The sequence below is a fragment of the Pseudomonas sp. BN414 genome, from assembly GCF_029871275.1.
GTDB lineage: Bacteria > Pseudomonadota > Gammaproteobacteria > Pseudomonadales > Pseudomonadaceae > Metapseudomonas > Metapseudomonas resinovorans_C.
The window spans coordinates 40655-60105 of sequence record NZ_SSOL01000072.1 but is presented as its reverse complement, the minus strand read 5'-3'; the positions used below and the strand labels follow the sequence as shown (position 1 = coordinate 60105).

At 64.0% G+C, this 19451-nt stretch carries 18 protein-coding genes; 8 read left to right on the top strand and 10 right to left on the bottom strand.

Annotated features, from left to right (window positions below; translation table 11 throughout):
- Positions 1 to 259 precede the first annotated feature (259 nt).
- On the top strand, positions 260 to 1537 hold the full coding sequence (locus tag E8E95_RS19685; RefSeq protein ID WP_280353038.1) for an OprD family porin: 1278 nt from the start codon (positions 260 to 262) through the stop codon (positions 1535 to 1537).
- A gap of 59 nt (positions 1538 to 1596) precedes the next feature.
- Positions 1597 to 2220 carry an NIPSNAP family protein gene (locus E8E95_RS19680; RefSeq protein WP_280353035.1) on the top strand — a complete coding sequence of 208 codons (624 nt, stop codon included), beginning with the start codon at positions 1597 to 1599 and terminating at the stop codon, positions 2218 to 2220.
- Between the two features lie 347 nt (positions 2221 to 2567).
- On the opposite strand, the gene E8E95_RS19675 is transcribed toward E8E95_RS19680, so the two are convergent.
- The gene (locus E8E95_RS19675) at positions 2568 to 3452 is read right to left on the bottom strand and encodes a LysR family transcriptional regulator (protein ID WP_280353033.1); all 885 of its coding nucleotides are present in this window, start codon (positions 3450 to 3452) and stop codon (positions 2568 to 2570) included.
- A 135-nt stretch (positions 3453 to 3587) separates the two neighbouring features.
- On the opposite strand from E8E95_RS19675, the gene E8E95_RS19670 reads away from it, so the two are divergent.
- The 4 genes from E8E95_RS19670 to E8E95_RS19655 all read left to right on the top strand — a co-directional run bounded on the left by E8E95_RS19670 (position 3588) and on the right by E8E95_RS19655 (position 7213).
- Positions 3588 to 4709 (top strand): muconate cycloisomerase family protein, encoded by a 1122-nt coding sequence (locus E8E95_RS19670; RefSeq protein ID WP_179059390.1) that lies wholly within the window; start codon positions 3588 to 3590, stop codon positions 4707 to 4709.
- Between the two features lie 15 nt (positions 4710 to 4724).
- A complete protein-coding gene (catC, locus tag E8E95_RS19665) occupies positions 4725 to 5015 on the top strand; it encodes a muconolactone Delta-isomerase (protein WP_028628792.1) in 291 nt (96 codons plus the stop codon).
- Between the two features lie 39 nt (positions 5016 to 5054).
- On the top strand, positions 5055 to 5981 hold the full coding sequence (catA, locus tag E8E95_RS19660) for a catechol 1,2-dioxygenase (RefSeq protein WP_280353031.1): 927 nt from the start codon (positions 5055 to 5057) through the stop codon (positions 5979 to 5981).
- 368 nt (positions 5982 to 6349) lie between these two features.
- Positions 6350 to 7213 carry an alpha/beta hydrolase gene (locus tag E8E95_RS19655; protein WP_280353029.1) on the top strand — a complete coding sequence of 288 codons (864 nt, stop codon included), beginning with the start codon at positions 6350 to 6352 and terminating at the stop codon, positions 7211 to 7213.
- A 360-nt stretch (positions 7214 to 7573) separates the two neighbouring features.
- Here the strand turns inward: E8E95_RS19655 and E8E95_RS19650 are convergent, their stop codons facing one another.
- The 9 genes from E8E95_RS19650 to antA form a co-directional block, all read right to left on the bottom strand.
- Positions 7574 to 8827 carry an OprD family porin gene (locus E8E95_RS19650; protein ID WP_280353027.1) on the bottom strand — a complete coding sequence of 418 codons (1254 nt, stop codon included), beginning with the start codon at positions 8825 to 8827 and terminating at the stop codon, positions 7574 to 7576.
- 133 nt (positions 8828 to 8960) lie between these two features.
- A complete protein-coding gene (locus E8E95_RS19645; RefSeq protein ID WP_280353025.1) occupies positions 8961 to 9650 on the bottom strand; it encodes an ABC transporter ATP-binding protein in 690 nt (229 codons plus the stop codon).
- A complete protein-coding gene (locus E8E95_RS19640) occupies positions 9643 to 10392 on the bottom strand; it encodes an ABC transporter ATP-binding protein (RefSeq protein WP_280353022.1) in 750 nt (249 codons plus the stop codon). Before E8E95_RS19640 ends, E8E95_RS19645 begins: the two co-directional genes overlap by 8 nt.
- A complete protein-coding gene (locus E8E95_RS19635) occupies positions 10389 to 11408 on the bottom strand; it encodes a branched-chain amino acid ABC transporter permease (protein ID WP_280353020.1) in 1020 nt (339 codons plus the stop codon). Before E8E95_RS19635 ends, E8E95_RS19640 begins: the two co-directional genes overlap by 4 nt.
- Positions 11409 to 11418: 10 nt before the next feature.
- Positions 11419 to 12330, bottom strand: a complete 912-nt coding sequence (locus E8E95_RS19630) for a branched-chain amino acid ABC transporter permease (RefSeq protein WP_280353018.1) — start codon at positions 12328 to 12330, stop codon at positions 11419 to 11421.
- A 61-nt stretch (positions 12331 to 12391) separates the two neighbouring features.
- A complete protein-coding gene (locus E8E95_RS19625; protein ID WP_280353015.1) occupies positions 12392 to 13555 on the bottom strand; it encodes an ABC transporter substrate-binding protein in 1164 nt (387 codons plus the stop codon).
- Positions 13556 to 13782: 227 nt separating this feature from the next.
- On the bottom strand, positions 13783 to 14808 hold the full coding sequence (gene antC, locus E8E95_RS19620; protein ID WP_280353013.1) for an anthranilate 1,2-dioxygenase electron transfer component AntC: 1026 nt from the start codon (positions 14806 to 14808) through the stop codon (positions 13783 to 13785).
- Positions 14809 to 14827: 19 nt separating this feature from the next.
- Entirely contained in the window at positions 14828 to 15319 is a 492-nt protein-coding gene (gene antB / locus E8E95_RS19615) for an anthranilate 1,2-dioxygenase small subunit (protein ID WP_280353010.1), read from the bottom strand.
- Positions 15316 to 16710 (bottom strand): anthranilate 1,2-dioxygenase large subunit, encoded by a 1395-nt coding sequence (gene antA, locus E8E95_RS19610; RefSeq protein WP_280353007.1) that lies wholly within the window; start codon positions 16708 to 16710, stop codon positions 15316 to 15318. The genes antB and antA overlap by 4 nt, the downstream gene beginning before the upstream one ends.
- Before the next feature lie 740 nt (positions 16711 to 17450).
- Here antA and E8E95_RS19605 point away from each other — a divergent pair.
- The gene (locus E8E95_RS19605; protein ID WP_280353005.1) at positions 17451 to 18464 is read left to right on the top strand and encodes an AraC family transcriptional regulator; all 1014 of its coding nucleotides are present in this window, start codon (positions 17451 to 17453) and stop codon (positions 18462 to 18464) included.
- 106 nt (positions 18465 to 18570) lie between these two features.
- A complete protein-coding gene (locus tag E8E95_RS19600) occupies positions 18571 to 19308 on the top strand; it encodes a thioredoxin family protein (protein WP_280353002.1) in 738 nt (245 codons plus the stop codon).
- Positions 19309 to 19451 lie beyond the last annotated feature (143 nt).

Sequence of the window (19451 nt, the reverse complement as noted above, 5' to 3'; positions counted from 1 at the left end):
ACGCGCGGTGTTGAAAAGAATTTCGGAGTCATTCCGGAATATCGGATGAAGTTGTAATTCATTCGTTTGAAAGTTTTACCCATAACTATAAATCGAGGGCGCCCGTACATGTTCGGGTGGCGGGCCTTGCTACAACTTTTTTGCAGTAAGTGGTTATAAAAACAACACTGTGGATTAGCTGCCGAAGTTACACTTCTTGCTAATTAATCTGCTCCCACTCGATGTGCCTTGCATGCACATGTAAGAAAGGATTACTTCCATGTTTCAGAAAAGCTGGCTGGCCAGCGGCGTAGCTGCCGCAGGCCTGATGGGGATGCTCATGCCGATGTCTGCCCAGGCGGACTTCGTGAAGGATCGGCAAATCAGCCTTGGCCTGCGTAACTTCTATATCGATCGTGACTTCAAACAGGATGATGCGCCGAAATCGCGTATCGGAAGTTGGACTCAGGGTTTCGATTTCCGCGCCATCTCCGGATATACCGAAGGCACTTTTCAGTTCGGTCTTGATGTATCCGGGCAATATGCCTATCGCCTGGACGGTGGTGGCGGTCGCGGCCCGGACACCATCATTCCTTACGACGACAGCAAGGGTGAGCAGGTGCGCGACTATGGCCGCGCCGCGCTGACCGGAAAGATGCGTTACTCCAAGACCGAACTGAAGGTCGGCGAACATCGCCCGATGCTGCCGGTGGCTTTCTACGACGATTCCCGCCAACTGATCACCACCTTCCATGGCTTCCTGCTGGAATCCCGTGAAGTGGACCGGCTGACGCTGACCGGCGGGCGCTTCACCGAGATCAGCAGTCGTGAGTCGTCCAACCGCGAGAAGATGTATCTGTTCAACGGCCCGGACATCAAACGCCGCAGCGATGGCCTGAACTTCGGCGGTGCCACCTACGCCTTCACTCCTAGCCTCACCGCCAGCTACTTCTACGGCCAGCTGGAAGACATCTACCAGCAGCACTACCTGGGGGCGACCCACACCGCCGACCTGGGCGGCGGCTATGGCCTGAAGACCGACCTGCGTTACTTCGACAACAGCGAAGACGGCAAGGCGTTGTACGGCGATATCGACAACCATTCCTACGGCGCGATGACCACCCTGCGCAAAGGCGCCCACGCCATCGGCGTCGGCTACCAGCGCATGCTCGGCGAGAGTGTCTTCCCGACGCTCAACGGCTATGCGCCGCAGCCGTACCTGGTGAACTGGTCCACCGTCGGTTTCGTGAAACCCAACGAAAGCTCCTGGCAGCTGCGCTACGACCTCGACTTCGCTGCCTACGGCGTGCCCGGCCTGAAACTGATGACGCGCTACCTGCGCGGCACCGGCATCGACCGTGGCAACAACGCGCTGGACCAGAACGTCGAGAGCGAGCGCAACCTCTACCTCAGCTACGTGGTGCAGAGCGGCCCGCTCAAGGGCGTCGGCTTCGAATGGCGCAACATCGACGTCAAGACCCGCTACGGCAATGGCAATGTGTCGGGCCCTGACTACCAGGAGAACCGCCTGATCACGACGTACACCTTCAAGTTCTGACCCGCCGGGCCGACCGGAAACGGTCGGTCCCGCATTTTTTGACTGGCAGCGAGACTCCGATGCGACTCTACGAACTCATCACCTTCACTCTGCGCGTGCGCACTCCGGCTGCAGCGCTGGCGCGCCTGGAATCGACACTGGCTGAGGCGGCGCCGGGATGCACCCTGGTGGGCTGCTGGGCCTCGGAAATCGGTCCGCTGAACCAGATCGCCGTACTGCGTGGCTTCGCCGACGAGAACGCCCGCCAGACCGAGCGCGAGCGCTTCCTGCTGGCACGGGATGCCTTCGGTATCGAAGAATTCATGCTGGACATGAAGGTGGAGAACTACAGCCTGTTCCCCTTCCTCGAACCCCTGGCACCGGGTGCTCATGGCCCCTTCTACGAACTGCGCGAATACAACCTGATTCCCTCCGGCCTGACCCCCACCCTGGAAGGCTGGAAGAAAGCCGTCGGCCCGCGTACCACGGAAAGTTATTCACAGGTCTACGCGGCCTTCTACGCCACCGACGGTCGCACGCCGCGCTACCTGCACATCTGGCCCTACGCGACCCTGGAACAGCGCCTCGACGTGCGCACGCGGGCAGTGGAGGACGGCGTCTGGCCACCTGAGAACTCCGGTCCACAATTGCGCGAAATGCATTCCACCGCTTACCTGCCGGCGAAGTTCTCGCCGTTGCAGTAGCGTCTTTTTTCACGCTTTACCTCAGCCCGTTCCACTCCTTTGCGGGCTTTTTTTCTTGCGGTAGGGGCGGTCGCTTTTTTGTGGGGGCGAATTCATTCGCGAATAAATTCGCTCCCACAAAGACCGGTGGGGTGGATGTCGCTTTTTACATCCACCAATGGAGTTCAGGATTAGCCACGATCGGTGGATCGATGAAGCGTGATCCACCCTACGAACGTGCCAGGGAGTGAGTGCTTGTTGTGGGGGCGAATTCATTCGCTATGGGCAGCGAAGCTGACCCGAGTATCCCAGGGGCAGACCTGCGGCCTGCTCAGCGAATGAATTCGCCCCCACAAGGTGTCCGCTGTTCAGCCGATATGCCCCTCGGCCAGCTCTTCGATGAGCGCCAGGCAATGGGTCAGAGCCGGCGATGCGTCGCCCACGCGGCGGCTGATGATGATGGGTGAGGTGGCCTGGGCTTCCTGCAGGCTGGCATAGCCGATGTCGATGCGGTGCAGCACCTGCACCGATGCCGGCACCAGGGTGATGCCGATGCCGGCGGCGACCAGGCCGATGGCGGTCTGCAGTTCATTGGTCCATTGCGCCACTTCGATCTGCAGGCCATAGGCGGCGAACAGTGACAGCACATGGTCGGCGTAGCTCGGCCGAGGGTTGCCCGGATAGAGCACGAAAGGCTCCTGGGCGAGATCGGTGAGGCTCACGGGACCTGGCAGCAATGGGTGCCCGGCGGGGAGGGCGGCCACCAGCGGGTCGAGGGTCAGCACCTCCTGCTGGATGGCTGGATCGTTGATGTGGATGCGGCCGAAGCCGACATCGATGCGGCCGGCCTTGAGGGAGTCCACCTGTTGCAGGGTGGTCATCTCGGAAAGCCCCAGCTCCAGGCCGGCATCGCTGCGCAGGCGGCGGATCAGGTCGGGCAGAACACCGTAGAGGGTGGAGGGTGCGAAGCCGATGCCGAGCCAGGCTTTTTCCCCCGACCCAATGCGGCGGGTATTGTCACAGACCTTGCCCAGCTGCTCGAGCAGGGTGCGGGAATGCTCGTGGAAAAAGCGTCCGGCTTCGGTCAGACGCAGGGGTCTGCCACGCTCCAGCAAGGCCACCCCGAGTTCCTCCTCGAGCTGCTGGATCTGGCGGCTCAACGGAGGTTGAGCAATGTGCAGACGCTCAGCGGCACGGGTGAAATTGAGTGTTTCGGCAAGCGCCTGGAAGTAGCGCAGATGGCGAAGCTCCATGGTGACTCCGGGGCGGTGGTGGTGTGAGATATTCGATACCTTGAAGGTATCGTGCTAGACAAACTCTATATTGGACCCCGCGATTTGTCGCGGCCACTATCGGGACCAGATGAAACGAACCTGATGGGTATTGAAGTGAGCCAAGTCCTGATCGAAAGCGTCGAGACGATCATCGTCGACCTGCCGACCATCCGCCCGCACAAGCTGGCCATGCACACCATGCAGAACCAGACGCTGGTGGTGATTCGCCTGCGCTGCTCCGATGGCATCGAAGGCCTCGGCGAGTCCACCACCATCGGTGGTCTGGCCTACGGCAACGAGAGCCCGGAAAGCATCAAGCAGAACATCGACAGCCACCTCGCTCCGCTGCTGATCGGCCAGGACGCCAACAACATCAACGCCGCCATGCTGCGCCTGGACAAGGCCGCGAAGGGCAACACCTTCGCCAAGTCCGGCCTGGAAAGCGCGCTGCTGGATGCCCAGGGCAAGCGCCTCGGCCTGCCGGTGAGCGAGCTGCTCGGTGGCCGCGTGCGTGACGGCCTGGAAGTGGCCTGGACCCTGGCCAGCGGCGACACCGCCAAGGACATCGCCGAAGCCGAGCACATGCTGGAAATCCGCCGTCACCGCATCTTCAAGCTGAAGATCGGCGCGGGCGAAGTGAACCGCGACCTCAAGCACGTGATCGCCATCAAGCAAGCGTTGGGCGACAACGCCAGCGTGCGTGTCGATGTGAACCAGGCCTGGGACGAGTCCGTTGCCCTGCGTGCCTGCCGCATCCTCGGTGACAATGGCATCGACCTGATCGAGCAACCGATCTCGCGCATCAACCGTTCCGGCCAGGTGCGCCTGAACCAGCGCAGCCCGGCGCCGATCATGGCCGACGAATCCATCGAAAGCGTCGAAGACGCCTTCAGCCTGGCCGCTGACGGCGCCGCCAGCATCTTCGCCCTGAAGATCGCCAAGAACGGTGGCCCGCGTGCCGTGCTGCGCACCGCGCAGATCGCCGAAGCGGCCGGTATCGCCCTGTACGGCGGCACCATGCTCGAAGGCTCCATCGGTACCCTGGCGTCGGCCCATGCCTTCGTCACCCTGAAGCAACTGACCTGGCACACCGAGCTGTTCGGGCCGCTGCTGCTGACCGAGGAAATCGTCAGCGAAGCGCCGGTCTACCGCGACTTCCAGCTGCACGTGCCGCGTACTCCGGGCCTTGGCCTGGCCCTGGACGAAGAGCGCCTGGCGTTCTTCCGCCGCAAGTAAACAGGAGACCTTTCCATGCTGTTCCACGTGAAGATGACCGTGAAACTCCCGGTCGACATGGACCCGGCCAAGGCTGCCAAGCTCAAGGCCGACGAGAAAGAACTGGCCCAGCGCCTGCAGCGCGAGGGCAAGTGGCGTCACCTGTGGCGCATCGCCGGCCACTACGCCAACTACAGCGTCTTCGACCTCGCCAGTGTCGAAGAACTGCACGACACCCTGATGCAGCTGCCGCTGTTCCCCTACATGGAGATCGAGGTGGACGGTCTCTGCCGCCACCCGTCATCGATTCACGAAGACGATCGCTGATCGATTCGCGCCCGATAACAACAAGATGAGGAAATAGCCATGACTATCAAACTGTCCAGCAACGAAAGCGTCCAGAAGTTCTTCCAGGAAGTGAGCGGCTTCAACAATGACCAGGGCAGCCAGCGCATGAAGAAGCTGGTGAACCGCATCCTGGTCGACTCCATCAAGATCATCGAAGACCTGGAAGTCACCACCGAAGAGTTCTGGAAAGCGGTGGACTACTTCAACCGCATGGGCGCCCGTGGTGAGGCTGGCCTGCTGGTTGCCGGCCTCGGCCTGGAGCACTACCTGGACCTGCTGCTGGATGCCCAGGACGAGCAGGCCGGTCTGTCCGGCGGCACCCCGCGCACCATCGAAGGCCCGCTGTACGTGGCCGGCGCGCCGCTGTCCGAAGGCGAAACCCGCATGGACGACGGCACCGACGCCGGTACCGTGATGTTCCTGCAGGGCCAGGTGAAGGACGCCGATGGCAAGCCGATCGCCGGCGCCGTCGTCGACCTGTGGCACGCCAACACCAAGGGCACCTACTCCTACTTCGATACCACCCAGTCGGACTACAACCTGCGCCGTCGCATCGTCACCGACGCCGAAGGCCGCTACCGTGCCCGCAGCATCGTGCCGTCCGGCTACGGCTGCCCGCCGGATGGCACCACCCAGGAAGTGCTGAACCACCTGGGCCGCCACGGCAACCGTCCGGCGCACATCCACTTCTTCATCTCCGCGCCGGGTTATCGCCACCTGACCACCCAGATCAACCTGTCGGGCGACGAATACCTGTGGGACGACTTCGCCTACGCCACCCGTGATGGCCTGGTGGGCGAGATCCGCTTCACCGAAGACGCCGCCGCTGCCGCCGCCCGTGGCGCCGTGGACCGCTTCGCCGAAATCGACTTCGACTTCCAACTGCAGTCGGCTCCGAGCCCGGAGCAGGAAGCCATCCGCGACCGCGTTCGCGCCGAAGCCTGAGTCACCGAATCGGCGGGGGAGGCTGGTTCCCCCGCTGTTTGAGCCGGCCATTTTGGCCGGCTTTTTTATGGGCGGTGGGTTGGTACTGACTTTCGGGATATTGCCGAACTCTGCTTCCCTCACCCCGACCCTCCCAGAGGGAGAGGGGGCTGTCCGTGCAGGATGGCTGGTGAGTGCCCGGCGCGAGTCACCCCTCTACCTCCGGGAGAGGGGCCGGGGGTGAGGGGAGTTGATCGCCCGCGCGATTTCGCGAATGAATTCGCTCCCACAACGAGCACCCCAACTCCCCGGATAACCATCCCCGACTATCCGGATTTCGCCCGTTCGCTGGATGCCGCCTAATCGACGGACAACCCTCGGAGGTGCCCATGACCAGCCCCAGTGATCCGGCCGAATTGGCCGCCTACTACGACGTGCAATACAACGCCCGCGCCAGCGTCGAGGACTACGAGCAGTACCCGCGCCAGTACCGCGCACTGAGCGACGCAGCCCATGCGCGTCTGAAGTGCTTCAAGGATGTGCCCTACGGGCCAGGAGCCGCCGAGCGACTGGACATTTTTCCGGCCGTTCAGCGGGATGCCCCGGTACTGCTGTTCATTCACGGCGGCTATTGGCGTGCGCTGTCCAAGGCCGACTCGGCGTTCATGGCGCCGGCTCTGACCGCCGCCGGTGCGTGCGTGGTGGTGCTGGACTACGACCTGGCCCCGGCCGTGAACCTCGATCACATCGTCGACCAGACCCGCCGCGCGCTGGCCTGGCTGCATCGCCATATCGCCGAGTTCGGCGGTGACCCGCAGCGGCTGTATGCCAGTGGCAGTTCTGCCGGCGGGCATCTCACGGGAATGCTCCTGGCCGGCGGCTGGCACGGGCGCTACGGCGTGCCGGGCAACGTGCTGTGTGGTGCGCTTCCCATCAGTGGGCTGTTCGACCTGCGGCCGCTGCTGGAAACCCATATCAACGGTTGGATGGGGATGGACGAGGCGGCGGCGCGGCGCAACAGCCCGGCCTTCCACCTGCCGACGCGGGGTGCCGAACTGGTGATCAGCTACGGGGCGCTGGAAACGGCGGAGTTCGCTCGCCAGTCCCATGACTTCCTCGAGGCTTGGCGCGCGGGTGGGCTGCCGGGGCGCTTTGTCGAAGCGCCCGGCAAGAACCATTTCGATGTGGTCCTGGAGCTGGGCCAGCCGGGGGCGCCGTTGTATCGGGCGATATGCGAATTGATGGGGTTGTAAGGGGCGTGGATCTATCTGTTGTGGGGGCGATTTCAATCGCTAACGGGCACGCAGTGCCCCCAGGTGAGGTTCAGAGGGCAGACCTTCGGCCTGCATCGCGAATGAATTCGCCCCCACAGGAAAAGCAGCCCACAGAAACCTGTGCCTATCCCTGCTGATTCGCGTCAGCCCAGCAACTCCCTCAACTGCCCGGTGATCCGCTGCTTCTCGTCCAGCCGTTGCATGATGCGCTGGACGATTTCGTAGCGTGTTGTGGCAACGCACTTCATCTGTGCCAGGGACTGCTGGGCAATGGTGGATTTCTCCAGTGGGGAAAAAATACCTGTAGGCCGTGCCCATTCCTGGCCACGGCGCTCGGTCTTAGAACAGTGCCAATGTGTAATTGAGGATCAGGCGGTTTTCGTCGATGTCGGTGCGGTAGTTGGAACGTGCGGTGACATTACGGATGCGCACGCCCAGGCCCTTGAGCGAGCCGCTCTGGATCACGTAGCCGATGTCCAGGTCGCGCTCCCAGTCCTCGCCTTCGAAGCCCTTGCCGGTGTCGACATTGTCGCCCTTGATGTAGCGCAGGGTGGTGGTCAGGCCGGGGATGCCGAGGGCGGCGAAGTCGTAGTCGTGGCGCACCTGCCAGGAGCGCTCATCCGCCGAGGCGAACTCGTAAGTGGGGACCTCGTTGCCCAGCGGGGTGATGTTGGCGAACACCTTCGGGAAGCCCTGGTCGCCGAACATGCCCTGGTAGCCGACGAAGAAGGTGTGGCCGCCGCGCTTGGCCGAGAACAGGGAGTAGAAGGCCTGGTTGTCGACCTCGCCGATCAGTTTCTTGCCGTCTTCGCTGGAGTCGTAGAAGCCCGCGTTGACGCCCAGTACCCAGTCGCCCACAGGTTCGGCGTGCTTGAGGCTGATCAGGCGCTGGTCGTAGATGTCTTCCAGCTGCGCGTACCAGGCACCCACCGTGGTGCGGTTGGCGTTGAAGGCATAGTCGGCGCCGGCGTAGTTGAAGGCGTCGCTCGAGGCTTGGCGCTGTGGCTGGTAGCCGATCTGGGCCTGGATCTTGTCGTCGCCGGCCTCGTTGCGCAGACTGGTGCCAGTCAGATGGCCACCTTGCAGGGTGAGGCCGGCGATCTCGCTGGAGGTGACGCTGGCGCCCTGGTAGCTGGGCGGCAGCAGACGGATGTCGCTGAACATCAGCACCGGCAGGTTGGGCTGCAACTCGCCCACTTTCAGCTCGGTTTTGGAAATGCGCATCTTCCCGGCGACGCCCAGGCGGCTGTAGTCGTCGGCGGCCTCGCCGTCTTCCTGCACCGGCAGCAGGCCGGTGTTGACCCGGTCGGGGCTGCTGTCGAGCTTGATGCCGAGGGTGCCGATGGCATCGATACCGAAGCCCACGGTTCCCGGCGTATAGCCGGACTTGAAGTTGAGGATGAAGCCCTGGGCCCATTCCTCGGCCTTGGACTGTTTGTTCGGTCCGACGATGTCGGAGAAATCGCGGCTGAAGTAGTAGTTGCGCAGCTGCAGGGTGGCGGTGGAGTCCTCGATGAAACCGGATTCCGCGGCCAGCGCACTGAGGGGGAGGGTGCTCAAAAGGAGGGATAACGCACGGGACTTGTAGATCATCGCAAGGCTCTTCTTCTTCTGGTTTTTGGGCGCAGCCGTCCGCCGCCGGCATTTTGCGAAGCCGGCGGGAGTCGGGTTGCGTCGGGGTTGCCGGTCCGTCGTGACTACGGACCGGGCGGATCGGGGCGGTGCTCTAGACGCCCAGGTATCGGTGCGAAAGCTCGGGGGCAGCCGCCAGCTCCGCTGGCGTGCCCTGCCAGACCTGGCGGCCCTTCTCGATGATGTGATGGCGGTCTACCACTCGCGCCATCTCCTTGAGGTTCTTGTCGATGACCAGGATGGTCTCGCCCTCTGCCTTGAGGGTGGCCAGGCAGTTCCAGATGGTTTCGCGGATCACCGGGGCCAGGCCTTCGGTGGCTTCGTCGAGGATCAGCAACTGCGGGTTGGTCATCAGCGCGCGGCCCACCACCAGCATCTGCTGCTCGCCGCCGGAAAGGGTCTTGGACAGTTGCTCCTGGCGTTCCTCCAGGCGCGGGAACAGCGCGTAGATGCGATTGAGGTCCCACTTGCCACCCTTGCTGGCGGTGGCCAGCAGGTTCTCTTTCACGCTCAGGGTGCCAAAGGTGCGGCGGCCTTCCGGCACCAGGCCGAGGCCTGCCTGGGCGATGCGGTAGGGCGTGGCGCCGCGCATCTCCTTGCCGTGGATGCGGATGTTCCCGGCGCTCGGCTTGAGCAGGCCCATGATGGATTTCACGGTGGTGGTCTTGCCCATGCCATTGCGGCCGATCAGCGACACCACTTCGCCCTGTTCGATTTTCAGGTGCATGTCGAACAGCACCTGGCTCAGGCCGTAGCCGGCCTGCAATCCACTGACTTCAAGCATGTTCTTCCCCCAGGTAGGCGGCGCGGACCTGCGCGTTGCGGCGGACTTCTTCGACGGAGCCGGTGAGGATGGTCTGGCCGTAGACCAGCACGGTGATGCGGTCGGCCAGGGCGAACACCGCATCCATGTCGTGCTCCACCAGCAGGATGGCGTAGCGACCCTTGAGCGACTGGAGCAGCTCGGTCATGCGCGCGGACTCCTCCGCGCCCATGCCGGCCATGGGTTCGTCCAGCAGCAGCACCGAGGCTTCCTGGGCCAGCGCCAGGGCCAGTTCCAGCTGGCGGCGCTCGCCGTGGGACAGCTCGCTCACCAGGTCTTCGGCGCGGCGGCCGAGGCCGACCTGCTCCAGGTAACCGCGCGCCGGGTCGAGCAGGCGGCGGTCGCGAGACAGCGGACGCCACATGCCGAAGCTCTTGCCTTCGCGGGCAGCGATGGCCACCGCGACGTTCTCCAGCAGGCTGAAGTCCGGGTAGAGCTGGCTGACCTGGAAGGAGCGGGCGAGGCCCAGGCGTGGCCGCTCATGGGCCGGCACGTCAGTGATGTCCCACCCGGCGAAGAGGATCTGCCCCTTGTCCGGGCGGATTTCCCCGGCGATCTGCGAGATAAGCGTGGACTTGCCGGCGCCGTTGGGGCCGATGATGGCGTGCAGCTCGCCGGCGGCCAGCTCCAGGTTGGCGCCATTGGTGGCCTTCACCGCGCCAAAGGCCTTCTCCAGGCCGCGGATGGACAGTTGTGCGCTCATGGGTGCACCTCGCGGGCGGTGACGATGGGGTCCGGCTGCGCGGCCGCCTTGCGCGACTTGGCGCCGGCCATCAGCAGGCCATGGATGCCCTGGCGACCGAACAACACCACCAGCAGCAGGAGCGGGCCGAAGATCAGCAGCCAGTGTTCCGTCCACAGGCTCAGCAGCTGTTCCAGACCGAGGTAGACCGCAGCACCCAGCACCGGGCCGAGCAGGGTGCCGACGCCACCGAGGATGACCATGGCCATCAGCTCGCCGGACTTCTGCCAGGAGGCCATGTCGGGGCTGACGAACAGCGCGTAGTTGGCCCAGAGCACGCCGGCCAGGCCGGCGCCGAGACCGGCGATGACGAAGGTGGTGAGGCGGTAGCGCAAGGGTTTCAGGCCGAGGCTGACGGTGCGCCGCTCGCTCTGCTTGAGGCCGCGCAGGACGAAGCCGAAGCGCGAACCCACCAGGCGCCGGCAGAACAGCAGCCAGGCCACCAGCAGGCCGACGCAGAGGTAATAGAACTGGTTGGCGTCGTTCAGGTCGAGGCCGGGCAGGGCGTTACGCTCGTTCAGCAGGATGCCGTCGTCGCCGCCATAGAGGGACAGCGAGCCGAGGATGAAATAGAGCATCTGGCTGAAGGCCAGGGTGATCATGATGAACTGCACGCCCGTGGTGCGCAGCGACAGGTAGCCCATCACCAGGCCGAGCAGGGCGCAGCAGAGCAGGGCCAGCGGCCAGACCAGCAGCGCGCTGTTGCTGCCCTCCCAGCCCCACAGCGGCATGCCCTGGGAGGTGTGGAAGGCGACGATGCCGACCACGTAGCCTCCGAGGCCGAAGAAAGCGGCGTGGCCGAAGCTGACCAGGGCGCCGTAGCCGATCAGCAGGTCCAGGCTGGCGGCGGCCATGCCGTAGATGGCCAGGCGGGTGAACAGGCTGACCAGGAAGGGTTCGTCGAGCAGCGCCGCCAGCAGCGGCATCAGCGCGAAGGTGGCCAGGCAGGCCAGGTCGATAATCAGTCGACGGGACATGGGATTCTCCTCAGGCACGGGCCGGCAGCAGGCCGCGCGGACGTACCAGCAGCACCAGGGCCATGACGATGTAGGCGCTGGCGGAAATCAGGCCGCCGCTCAGGGCGCCGCTGACGTCGGCGGGCAGCAGCTGGTCCAGCAGCGGTGGGATATAGGCGCGGCCGAGGCTGTCGACCATGCCGATCAGCAGGGCACCGACCAGGGCGCCACGTACCGAACCCACGCCGCCAACGACGATGACCACGAAGGTGGTGATCAGCACCTTCTCGCCCATGCCGATCTCCACCGAAAGCAGCGGCGCCGCCATGAAGCCGGCCAGCCCGCAGAGCATGCAGCCGAAGACGAACACCAGGGTGTAGAGGCGACTGATGTTGACCCCAAGGGCACCGACCATCTCGTGGTCGTCGGCACCCGCGCGGATCAGCATGCCCAGGCGGGTGTGGTTGATCAGCAGCCACATGCCGAGGGCCACCAGCAGGCCGGCGCCGATGAACAGCAGGCGGCTGACCGGGTACATCAGGCCGGGCAGCACTTCGACGAAGGCGTTGTACCAGTCCGGCGTGGGCATGGCCGGCGGGCTGCGGCCGAACAGCAGGGTGATCAGTTCGTTGCTGAAGAACACCACGGCCAGCGTCGCCAGCACCTGGTCCAGATGGTCGCGGTTGTAGAGGCGGCGGATGATCCCGGTCTCGATCACCAGGCCATAGAGCGCGGCACCGGCCAGGGCAGCGAGACCGCCGAGCCAGAAGGAGCCGCTGGCGATGGCGGTGTAGGCGGCGCAGAACGCACCGACCATGTAGAAGGCGCCGTGGGCCAGGTTGATCACGCCCATGATGCCGAAGATCAGCGTCAGGCCGGAGGCGAGCAGAAACAGCAGGGCGCTGTACTGCAGGCCGTTGAGAAGTTGTTCGAGCAACAGCATGGCGAAGTCCTGCGGTGATGGCCCGCCGGGGTGGCCGGCGGGCTGGCGGTTCAGGTCGGGATCAGAGCGCGCACTGGGCCGCGTAGCTGTCTACCTGGGCCTTGGCGATGGTCTTCACCGGCACTTCAGTGAGCTTGCCGTCGGCGCCGGGCTGGACCTTGAGCAGGTGCCAGTCGATCACGGCGTGCTGGTTGCTGCCGAAGCGGAAGTCGCCACGAACCGAGTCGAAACGGGCATTACGCAGGGCGCTGCGGAAGGCCTCGGCGTTCTTGATGTCGCCGTTGGTGGCCTTGAGGGCGGAGCCGATCAGGCGCGCGGTGTCGTAGCCCTGGGCGGCGTACATGGTGGGTGCGCGGTTGTACTTCTCGGTGAACGCCTTGACGAAGGCCTGATTGGCCGGATTGTCGGACTGCGGGTTCCAGCCGCTGACCACGTTGACACCCTCGGCCACGTTGCCGGTGGCGGCGAGCATGCGCTCGTCCATGGAGAACACCGGCACCACCATCGGGATGCTCTTGGCCAGGCCCGAGCTGCCGTACTGCTTGGCGAAGTTGATGCCGCCGCCGCCCGGATGGAACTGGAACACCGCGTCCGGGTTCAGCGAGCGGATGCGCGCCAGTTCCACGGAGAAGTCCAGCTGGTTGAGCTTGGTGTAGATCTCGGTGACCTCACCCTTGAAGGTGCGCTTGAACCCGGCCAGGGCGTCGCGGCCGGCTTGGTAGTTGGGGGCGAGGATGACCATCTTCTTGTAGCCCAGGTCGTTGGCGGCGACGCCAGCCATCTCGTGGGGTACGTCGTTCTGGTAGGAGGCGGCGAAGTAGTTGGGCTTGCACTGGGCGCCGGCGAGGTTGGAGGGCGCGGCGTTGGTGCTGATGTAGAAGCTGTCGCCTTTGGTGGCGCCGTTGACCACGGCGGCGAGGACGTTGGAGAACATCACGCCGGTGTAGAGCGAGATGCCGTCCAGGCTCATGCGGTCGATGATCTGCTTGCCCTTGGCGGGTTGCAGGCCGTCGTCCTCCACCACCAGTTCCACCGGCACGCCGCCGAGCTTGCCGCCTTCCTGGTCCATGGCCAGGCGGAAGGCGTCGCGGGCGTCTTCGCCCAGGTAGCCAGCGGGGGTGGAGAGGGTAGTGATGAAGCCGATGCGCACAGGGTCCTGTGCCAGGACGGGGAGGGAAGAGGCCAGCGCGGCCCCGAGCATCGCAAGTTCAAGGGTCTTTTTCATGGTTACCGCCTTGGTTGCGCAGTGCCGTCGTGACTCGGCCTGCATAGTTGTTGTTTGGGCAGTTGGTGGAGCGGGTGGAGCGTGTTTGTTGTTTTGTGTGCCGTCGTAGGAGCGAGCTTGCTCGCGAACGCATCGCGCATTCGCCACCCCGTAGGATGGGTAGAGCCTGCGAAACCCATCGATGTGGTGATGGGTTTCGCTTCGCTCTACGCCATCCTACGAAGCGGTCAGGTATTGCTCTCGGTGAACTTCTCGAAATACAGGTGGCCGTTGTCGATGCCGTTTTCCGTGAGCCAGGTCTTCACCGACTCGACCATCGGCGGCGGGCCGCAGAGGTACATGTCGAAGGGGGCTTCGCGCAGGACCGCGGCGTCGAAGTGCTCCGGCACGTAGCCGCGCTTGCCGTTCCAGTCCTGGCCCTCCTCGCTGATCACCGGGGTGAAGCTGAAGTCCGGGATGCGCTCGGCGTAGCCCTGGATGCGCTCCAGCTCGCAGAGGTCCGCCACCTGGCGCACTCCGTAGAACAGGTGCACCGGCTGGCCGCAGCCGCCGCGTTCGGCGATTTCATCGAGCATGCCGAGGAAGGCCGAGAGGCCGGTGCCACCGGCCACCAGCAGCAGCGGCTTCTCGATGTGGCGCATGTAGAAGGCGCCCAGCGGGGCCTCGAAGCGGATCTCGTCACCCACCTTGCAGCGCTCGCGGATGTAGTTGCTCATCACGCCGTCCGGCAGCAGGCGAATGAGGAATTGCAGCTTGTTCTCCGCATTCGGCCGGTTGGCGAAGGAGTAGGAGCGATTCGAGTCCGTGCCCGGCACCTGTAGGCGGGCATACTGCCCCGGCAGGAAGTCCAGCTGCTGGCCGTCGACGCCGGCATCCAGGTGGAGGATGGCGGTGGTCGGCGACACCTGCTCGACATGGGTGACGATGCCGCGCTCGTGCACCGTCTTCGAGGCGCCGCAGAGCGCCGAGTCGAAGTCGAAGTAGAAGGAGGCGTCGGACTGCACGCGGGTCTGGCAGGTGAGCATCTTGCGCTGGGCGAGGTCCTGTTCCGACAGGGCTTCGTCGTCCACGTAATCCATCTCGAAGCGGCCGGATTCGCAGCGGCCCATGCAGGTACCGCAGACGCCCTCGCGGCAGTCCAGCGGAATGTTGATGCCGTTGCGCAGGGCGGCGTCGAGGAGGATCTCGTTGCCGTGCACGGGGAAGAACAGGGTTTTGCCGTCGGCAAAACTGAAGGCGACCTTGTGGTTCATGGCGCGTACTTCCGCTGGATCACAGGTGGTAGAAATCGAGCACCGAGTTGATGGTGTCGTTGAGCAGGAGCATGTGCTTGCGGGTGATCTTCCAGCTCTCGCCCACGGGCTTGAGATGGTAGGTCGCATGGCCGAAGAACTGCTCGGCCTGGCCCAGCCGGTAGTACAGGGTGTGCCAGTTGGCCTTCACCTCCAGTTGGCCGTCGTCACACTCAGCGATGCGCACGTTGCTGATCTGGTGCAGGGTGCGCGGCATCGGCACGGTCGAGGCGGCCTTGCCGGTGCGGATGCGGTACACGCGGTCTTCAAGGCCCGAACGGTTGCTGTAGTAGATCAGCGACATGCCGCGTTTCGGGTCGGTGGTGTACTGGTGCTCGGACTCCCACTGCGGCAGGTGGTACTCGCACTGTTCGTCGAACAGCTCCAGATAGGCGTCCCAGTCCTGGGCGTCGCACAGGGCGGATTTTGCGTAGAGGAACTGCTCGATCTGGTATTGCAGCTGCTGGTTCATGCCTGCACCTCCTGCAGTTTCAGGGCTTTCTGGTCGAGGCCCTTGAGCAGGAACCGCTGCCAGTTGGCGTGCTGGTTCACGTAGAGGCCTTCATGGGTGAATTCGGTGCCGGTCATCACCGGGGCGATGCCCAGGGTCTGGCTGTTCGACGTGGCGCCGGTGACCCACTTGCCGTAGCCGCGGGAGATATCGCTCCAGCGTTCCAGGCGACCCTGGAAGCCGCGTTGCTGCTCGCGGAATTCCACCAGGTCGTCGGGGGTGCCCAGGCCGGAGACGTTGAAGAAGTCCTCGAACTGGCGGATGCGGCTTTCGCGATCGGCGTCGGATTCGCCTTTCACGCCGATGCACTGGCTGATGATCTCGGTCTTGTTCCAGGCCAGCGGACGCACGATGCGCAGCTGCGAGCTGATCTGGTCCATGAAGAACAGGCTGGGGTAGATGTTCAGGTTGCGCAGGCGGTGCATCATCCACTCCGCCTTGCCCTGACCGTGCTCCTCGACCAGACGCGGCATCACGGTGGCGTAACCGGGGCGCACGGTGGGGTTGGGCATGTCGCTGAACAACACGCTGTGGCCGTTGTTGAAGGAGAACCAGCCGTCGTCGGTTTCGGTGTCGCCGGCCCCCAGCTTGCTGTAGTCCAGGGTGCTGCTGGCGCTGCCCTTGCTGGCGTTGACCTGCTGGCGGTGCTGCACGGTGGCCACGTAGTTGTAGTGCACGGTGCTGACGTGATAGCCGTCCAGGCCGTTCTCGTTCTGCAGTTTCCAGTTGCCGTCGAAGGTGTAGGCGGACTTGCCGGGCAGCACTTCCAGCTCACCGGTGGGCGACTGGGCGACCATCATGTCGAAGAACACCTTGGCGTCGCCGAGGAAGTCTTCCAGGCTGTCGGTGCCCGCGACGTCGAGGCTGATGAAGACGAAGCCCTTGTAGCTTTCGATGCGTGCCTTCTTCAGGCCACGGGTGGCCTTGTCGAAGCCTTCCGGGTATTCGCCGGGCGCCTTGACCTTCACCAGGCGGCCATCGCTCTTGTAGCACCAGGCGTGGAAGGGGCAGGTGAAGGTGGACTGGTTGCCCTTGCCGACGCGGGTGAGGGTGGCGCCGCGATGCTGGCAGGCATTGATCAGGGCGTTCAGCTCGCCATTGCCGTCACGGGTGATGATCATCGGCTGGCGGCCAGCGCGCAGGGTCATGAAGTCGTGGGCATTGGGGATCTCGCTTTCGTGGCAGGCGTAGATCCAGTTCTTCTCGAAGATCAGTTCCATCTCCAGGTCGAACAGTTCCGGCTCGGTGAACATGTCGCGGGCAATCCGGTACACGCCTTCTTCCGGACGGAAGTCCAGGCAGCCGCTGACGTACTCTCTCCACTGCGCAATGTTCTTATTCGAAGTATTCATGGGTGGCACCTTCCACATCGGGCGAATCAGTGGAGGCCATTAGAAGGAGCCGGGACTTTCCCGGTCTATCCGCATAGTTGGCGAAGCTGCGCCGTAAATTTTGCCGTTTGCCATCGGCCCACAAGCCACAAGGGGCGCGGCTTGCAGCAGTTCAGGGGCAAGCGGAATAAGTGGATAGCCTTCGTCCAGCAAGCGGATAGCGATGGGAGTGGAAAGGGGACTTGAATTCACCTCGACAGCGCTGCGGCGGGGCGCGGTAACGCTTGGCAGGCCTGGCACGGCCCGAGGTAACGGCAGAACGGCGAAATGGCCGTTGGCTAGCCGATTCGTCCGCTGCGCGCTATCCGAAAAATTGGCGAAGGCTATCCGTTGCTGCAGCGCGGGTAACCCTTGGCCTGCGCGCACTTCCCAAATGGGGTAACACCGCAGCCTTTCGTTGGCCTTGAGGTGCCCCATCGGGTTGCACCTGCAGAGGTCGGCGGTTGCGGCACTGAAGGCGCACAGGGTGTGCTCCACGGCGTGGCAGAAGGGCTCTGGGATGAGGCGTTCAGACGGCGCGCTGGTTCTTTGGAGTGATTTTTCCGACGGAGCGAGGAACGGTCCTATCCAGAAAGTGGGCCGATGTTATCCTCGATTTCTGGTCTTCGACGGATCGTGCTGGCGTGGCATGGAGCTTGCCTGATTCAACTCGACGCGCCGCCAGAGCGCGCATCTCCCATTGCCGTGTTGGGTGCCGCGTGATGACTACGAAGAACCATCCCCATTTTCGAGACATTTCCGCAGATCGCTACGATCTGGCCGGAGCCCGTTCCTGGATGTCGAATATCTGCGGTCCCCACCAGCTGAAGGTGGCGAAGCCCGAACGTATCCAGTTCCACCACAGCGCCAATGTGCTGCCCTCGATGTCCACCACGCTGGGCTATGTCGAATACGGTACCGACGTCACCATCGGCGTCGGTGACGAGATGAACCTCAATTGCTACAGCCTCAGCCTGCCGCTCTGCGGCGAGCAGGAGCTGGCCAAGTCCGGGCGCCTGCTGCGTTCGGATCGCGACGCGGGGGTGATCCTCTCGCCCCACGAACACCAGGAACTGACCATCGGCGGCGACTGCCACAAGTTGCAGGTGGCGATTCCCCGCGCGGCCATGCAGCAGACCCTGGAAGACCTGCTGCAACGCAGCGTGGATGCGCCCTTGTGCTTCCAGGCCGAGATGGATGCGGTGGAAGGTGCGGCGGCGTCCTGGTGGCGCATGGCCCGGCACCTGATCGACGAGCTGGAGCGCAGTCGCGATCTCTATGGGCAGCTGTTCTTCACCCGCGACCTGGAAAGCGCGTTGATCAAGGGGCTGATCCTGGCCCAGCCGAACAACTATTCGGACGAACTGCGCGAGCGCCTGGAGATCAAGCTGCCGCACTACCTGCTGCGTGCCCGCGCCTTCATCCAGGCCCACGCCCGCGAGGAAATCTGCCTGGAGGACATCGAACGCGCGGCCGGGGTCTCGCGCTTCAAACTGTTCGAAGGCTTCAGGAGGTATTTCGACCAGTCGCCCATGGCGTTCCTGAAGAAGCACCGGCTCACTGCGGTGCGCCAGGAAATCCTCGAGGACCGCTCCCAGCGGAACATCTCGGCGATCGCCCTGGCCTGGGGCTTCAATCACCTCGGGCGCTTCTCCAGCGAGTACCGCAAGCTGTTCGGCGAGACGCCGAGCGCCACCGTCCAGCGCCTGGAGGCCAGACGCGGGCACAGCCTCTGAGATGACGCCGCTCGTCGCCAACTCTTGGCGCAATTGTCGAGCGCATCCTCTGCCGGACGACCACTAGGGCGAGTCCCTATCAATGTCTGGTTCAGGAGTGCGCACCATGAAGATCGACAAGCATCCCGTAGTTTCCCGAGCAGAATGGCTTCAAGCGCGCGAGGAATTGCTGCGCAAGGAAAAGGCCTTCACCCGTGAGCGCGACAAGCTCAGTGCCGAGCGGCGGGCGCTGCCCTGGGTACGCATCGACCAGGTCTACGCCTTCGAGGGGCCGGACGGCTGGGAAACCCTGGCCGACCTCTTCGACGGACGCAGCACGCTGGTGGTCTACCACTTCATGTTCGGCCCCGGTTGGGAGGAAGGCTGCCCGGGCTGCTCTTTCCTCGCTGATCATATCGATGGAGCGAACCAGCACCTGAAGCACCACGACGTGACCCTGCTCTGCGCTTCACGGGCGCCCTTGCAGGCGTTCCAGGCCTTCCGCAAGCGCATGGGCTGGAAGTTCAAGTGGGTGTCGTCCCAGGGCAGTTCCTTCAACCAGGACTTCGGCGTGGCCGCCCGGCCCGAAGATATCGCCGCCGGCACCGCGCGCTACAACTACGGCACCAGCAAGGACCCGGGCGAGGACATGCCGGGCCTCAGCGTGTTCTATCGCAACGACGCGGGGGAAATCTTCCACACCTATTCCACCTATGCCCGTGGCCTGGACCTGCTGGTGGGCGCCTACAACTTCCTCGACCTGCTGCCCAAGGGCCGCGACGAGCAGGAAATCATGGATTGGATGACCTACCACGATCGCTATGAGGATGAGCCCGCCAAGGTGCATAGCTGCTGCGCGGAATAACGCGCCCCAGTGTCTCGCCCGGCCTGTGGGAGCGGCTGATTTCCCATGAGGAGGTGAGCAGCAGTGGCGTAGGGTGGATGTCGCTCTTTACATCCACCAGCGAGGTCCGGCTGGAACGCGCATGGTGGATCGGTGAAGCGTGA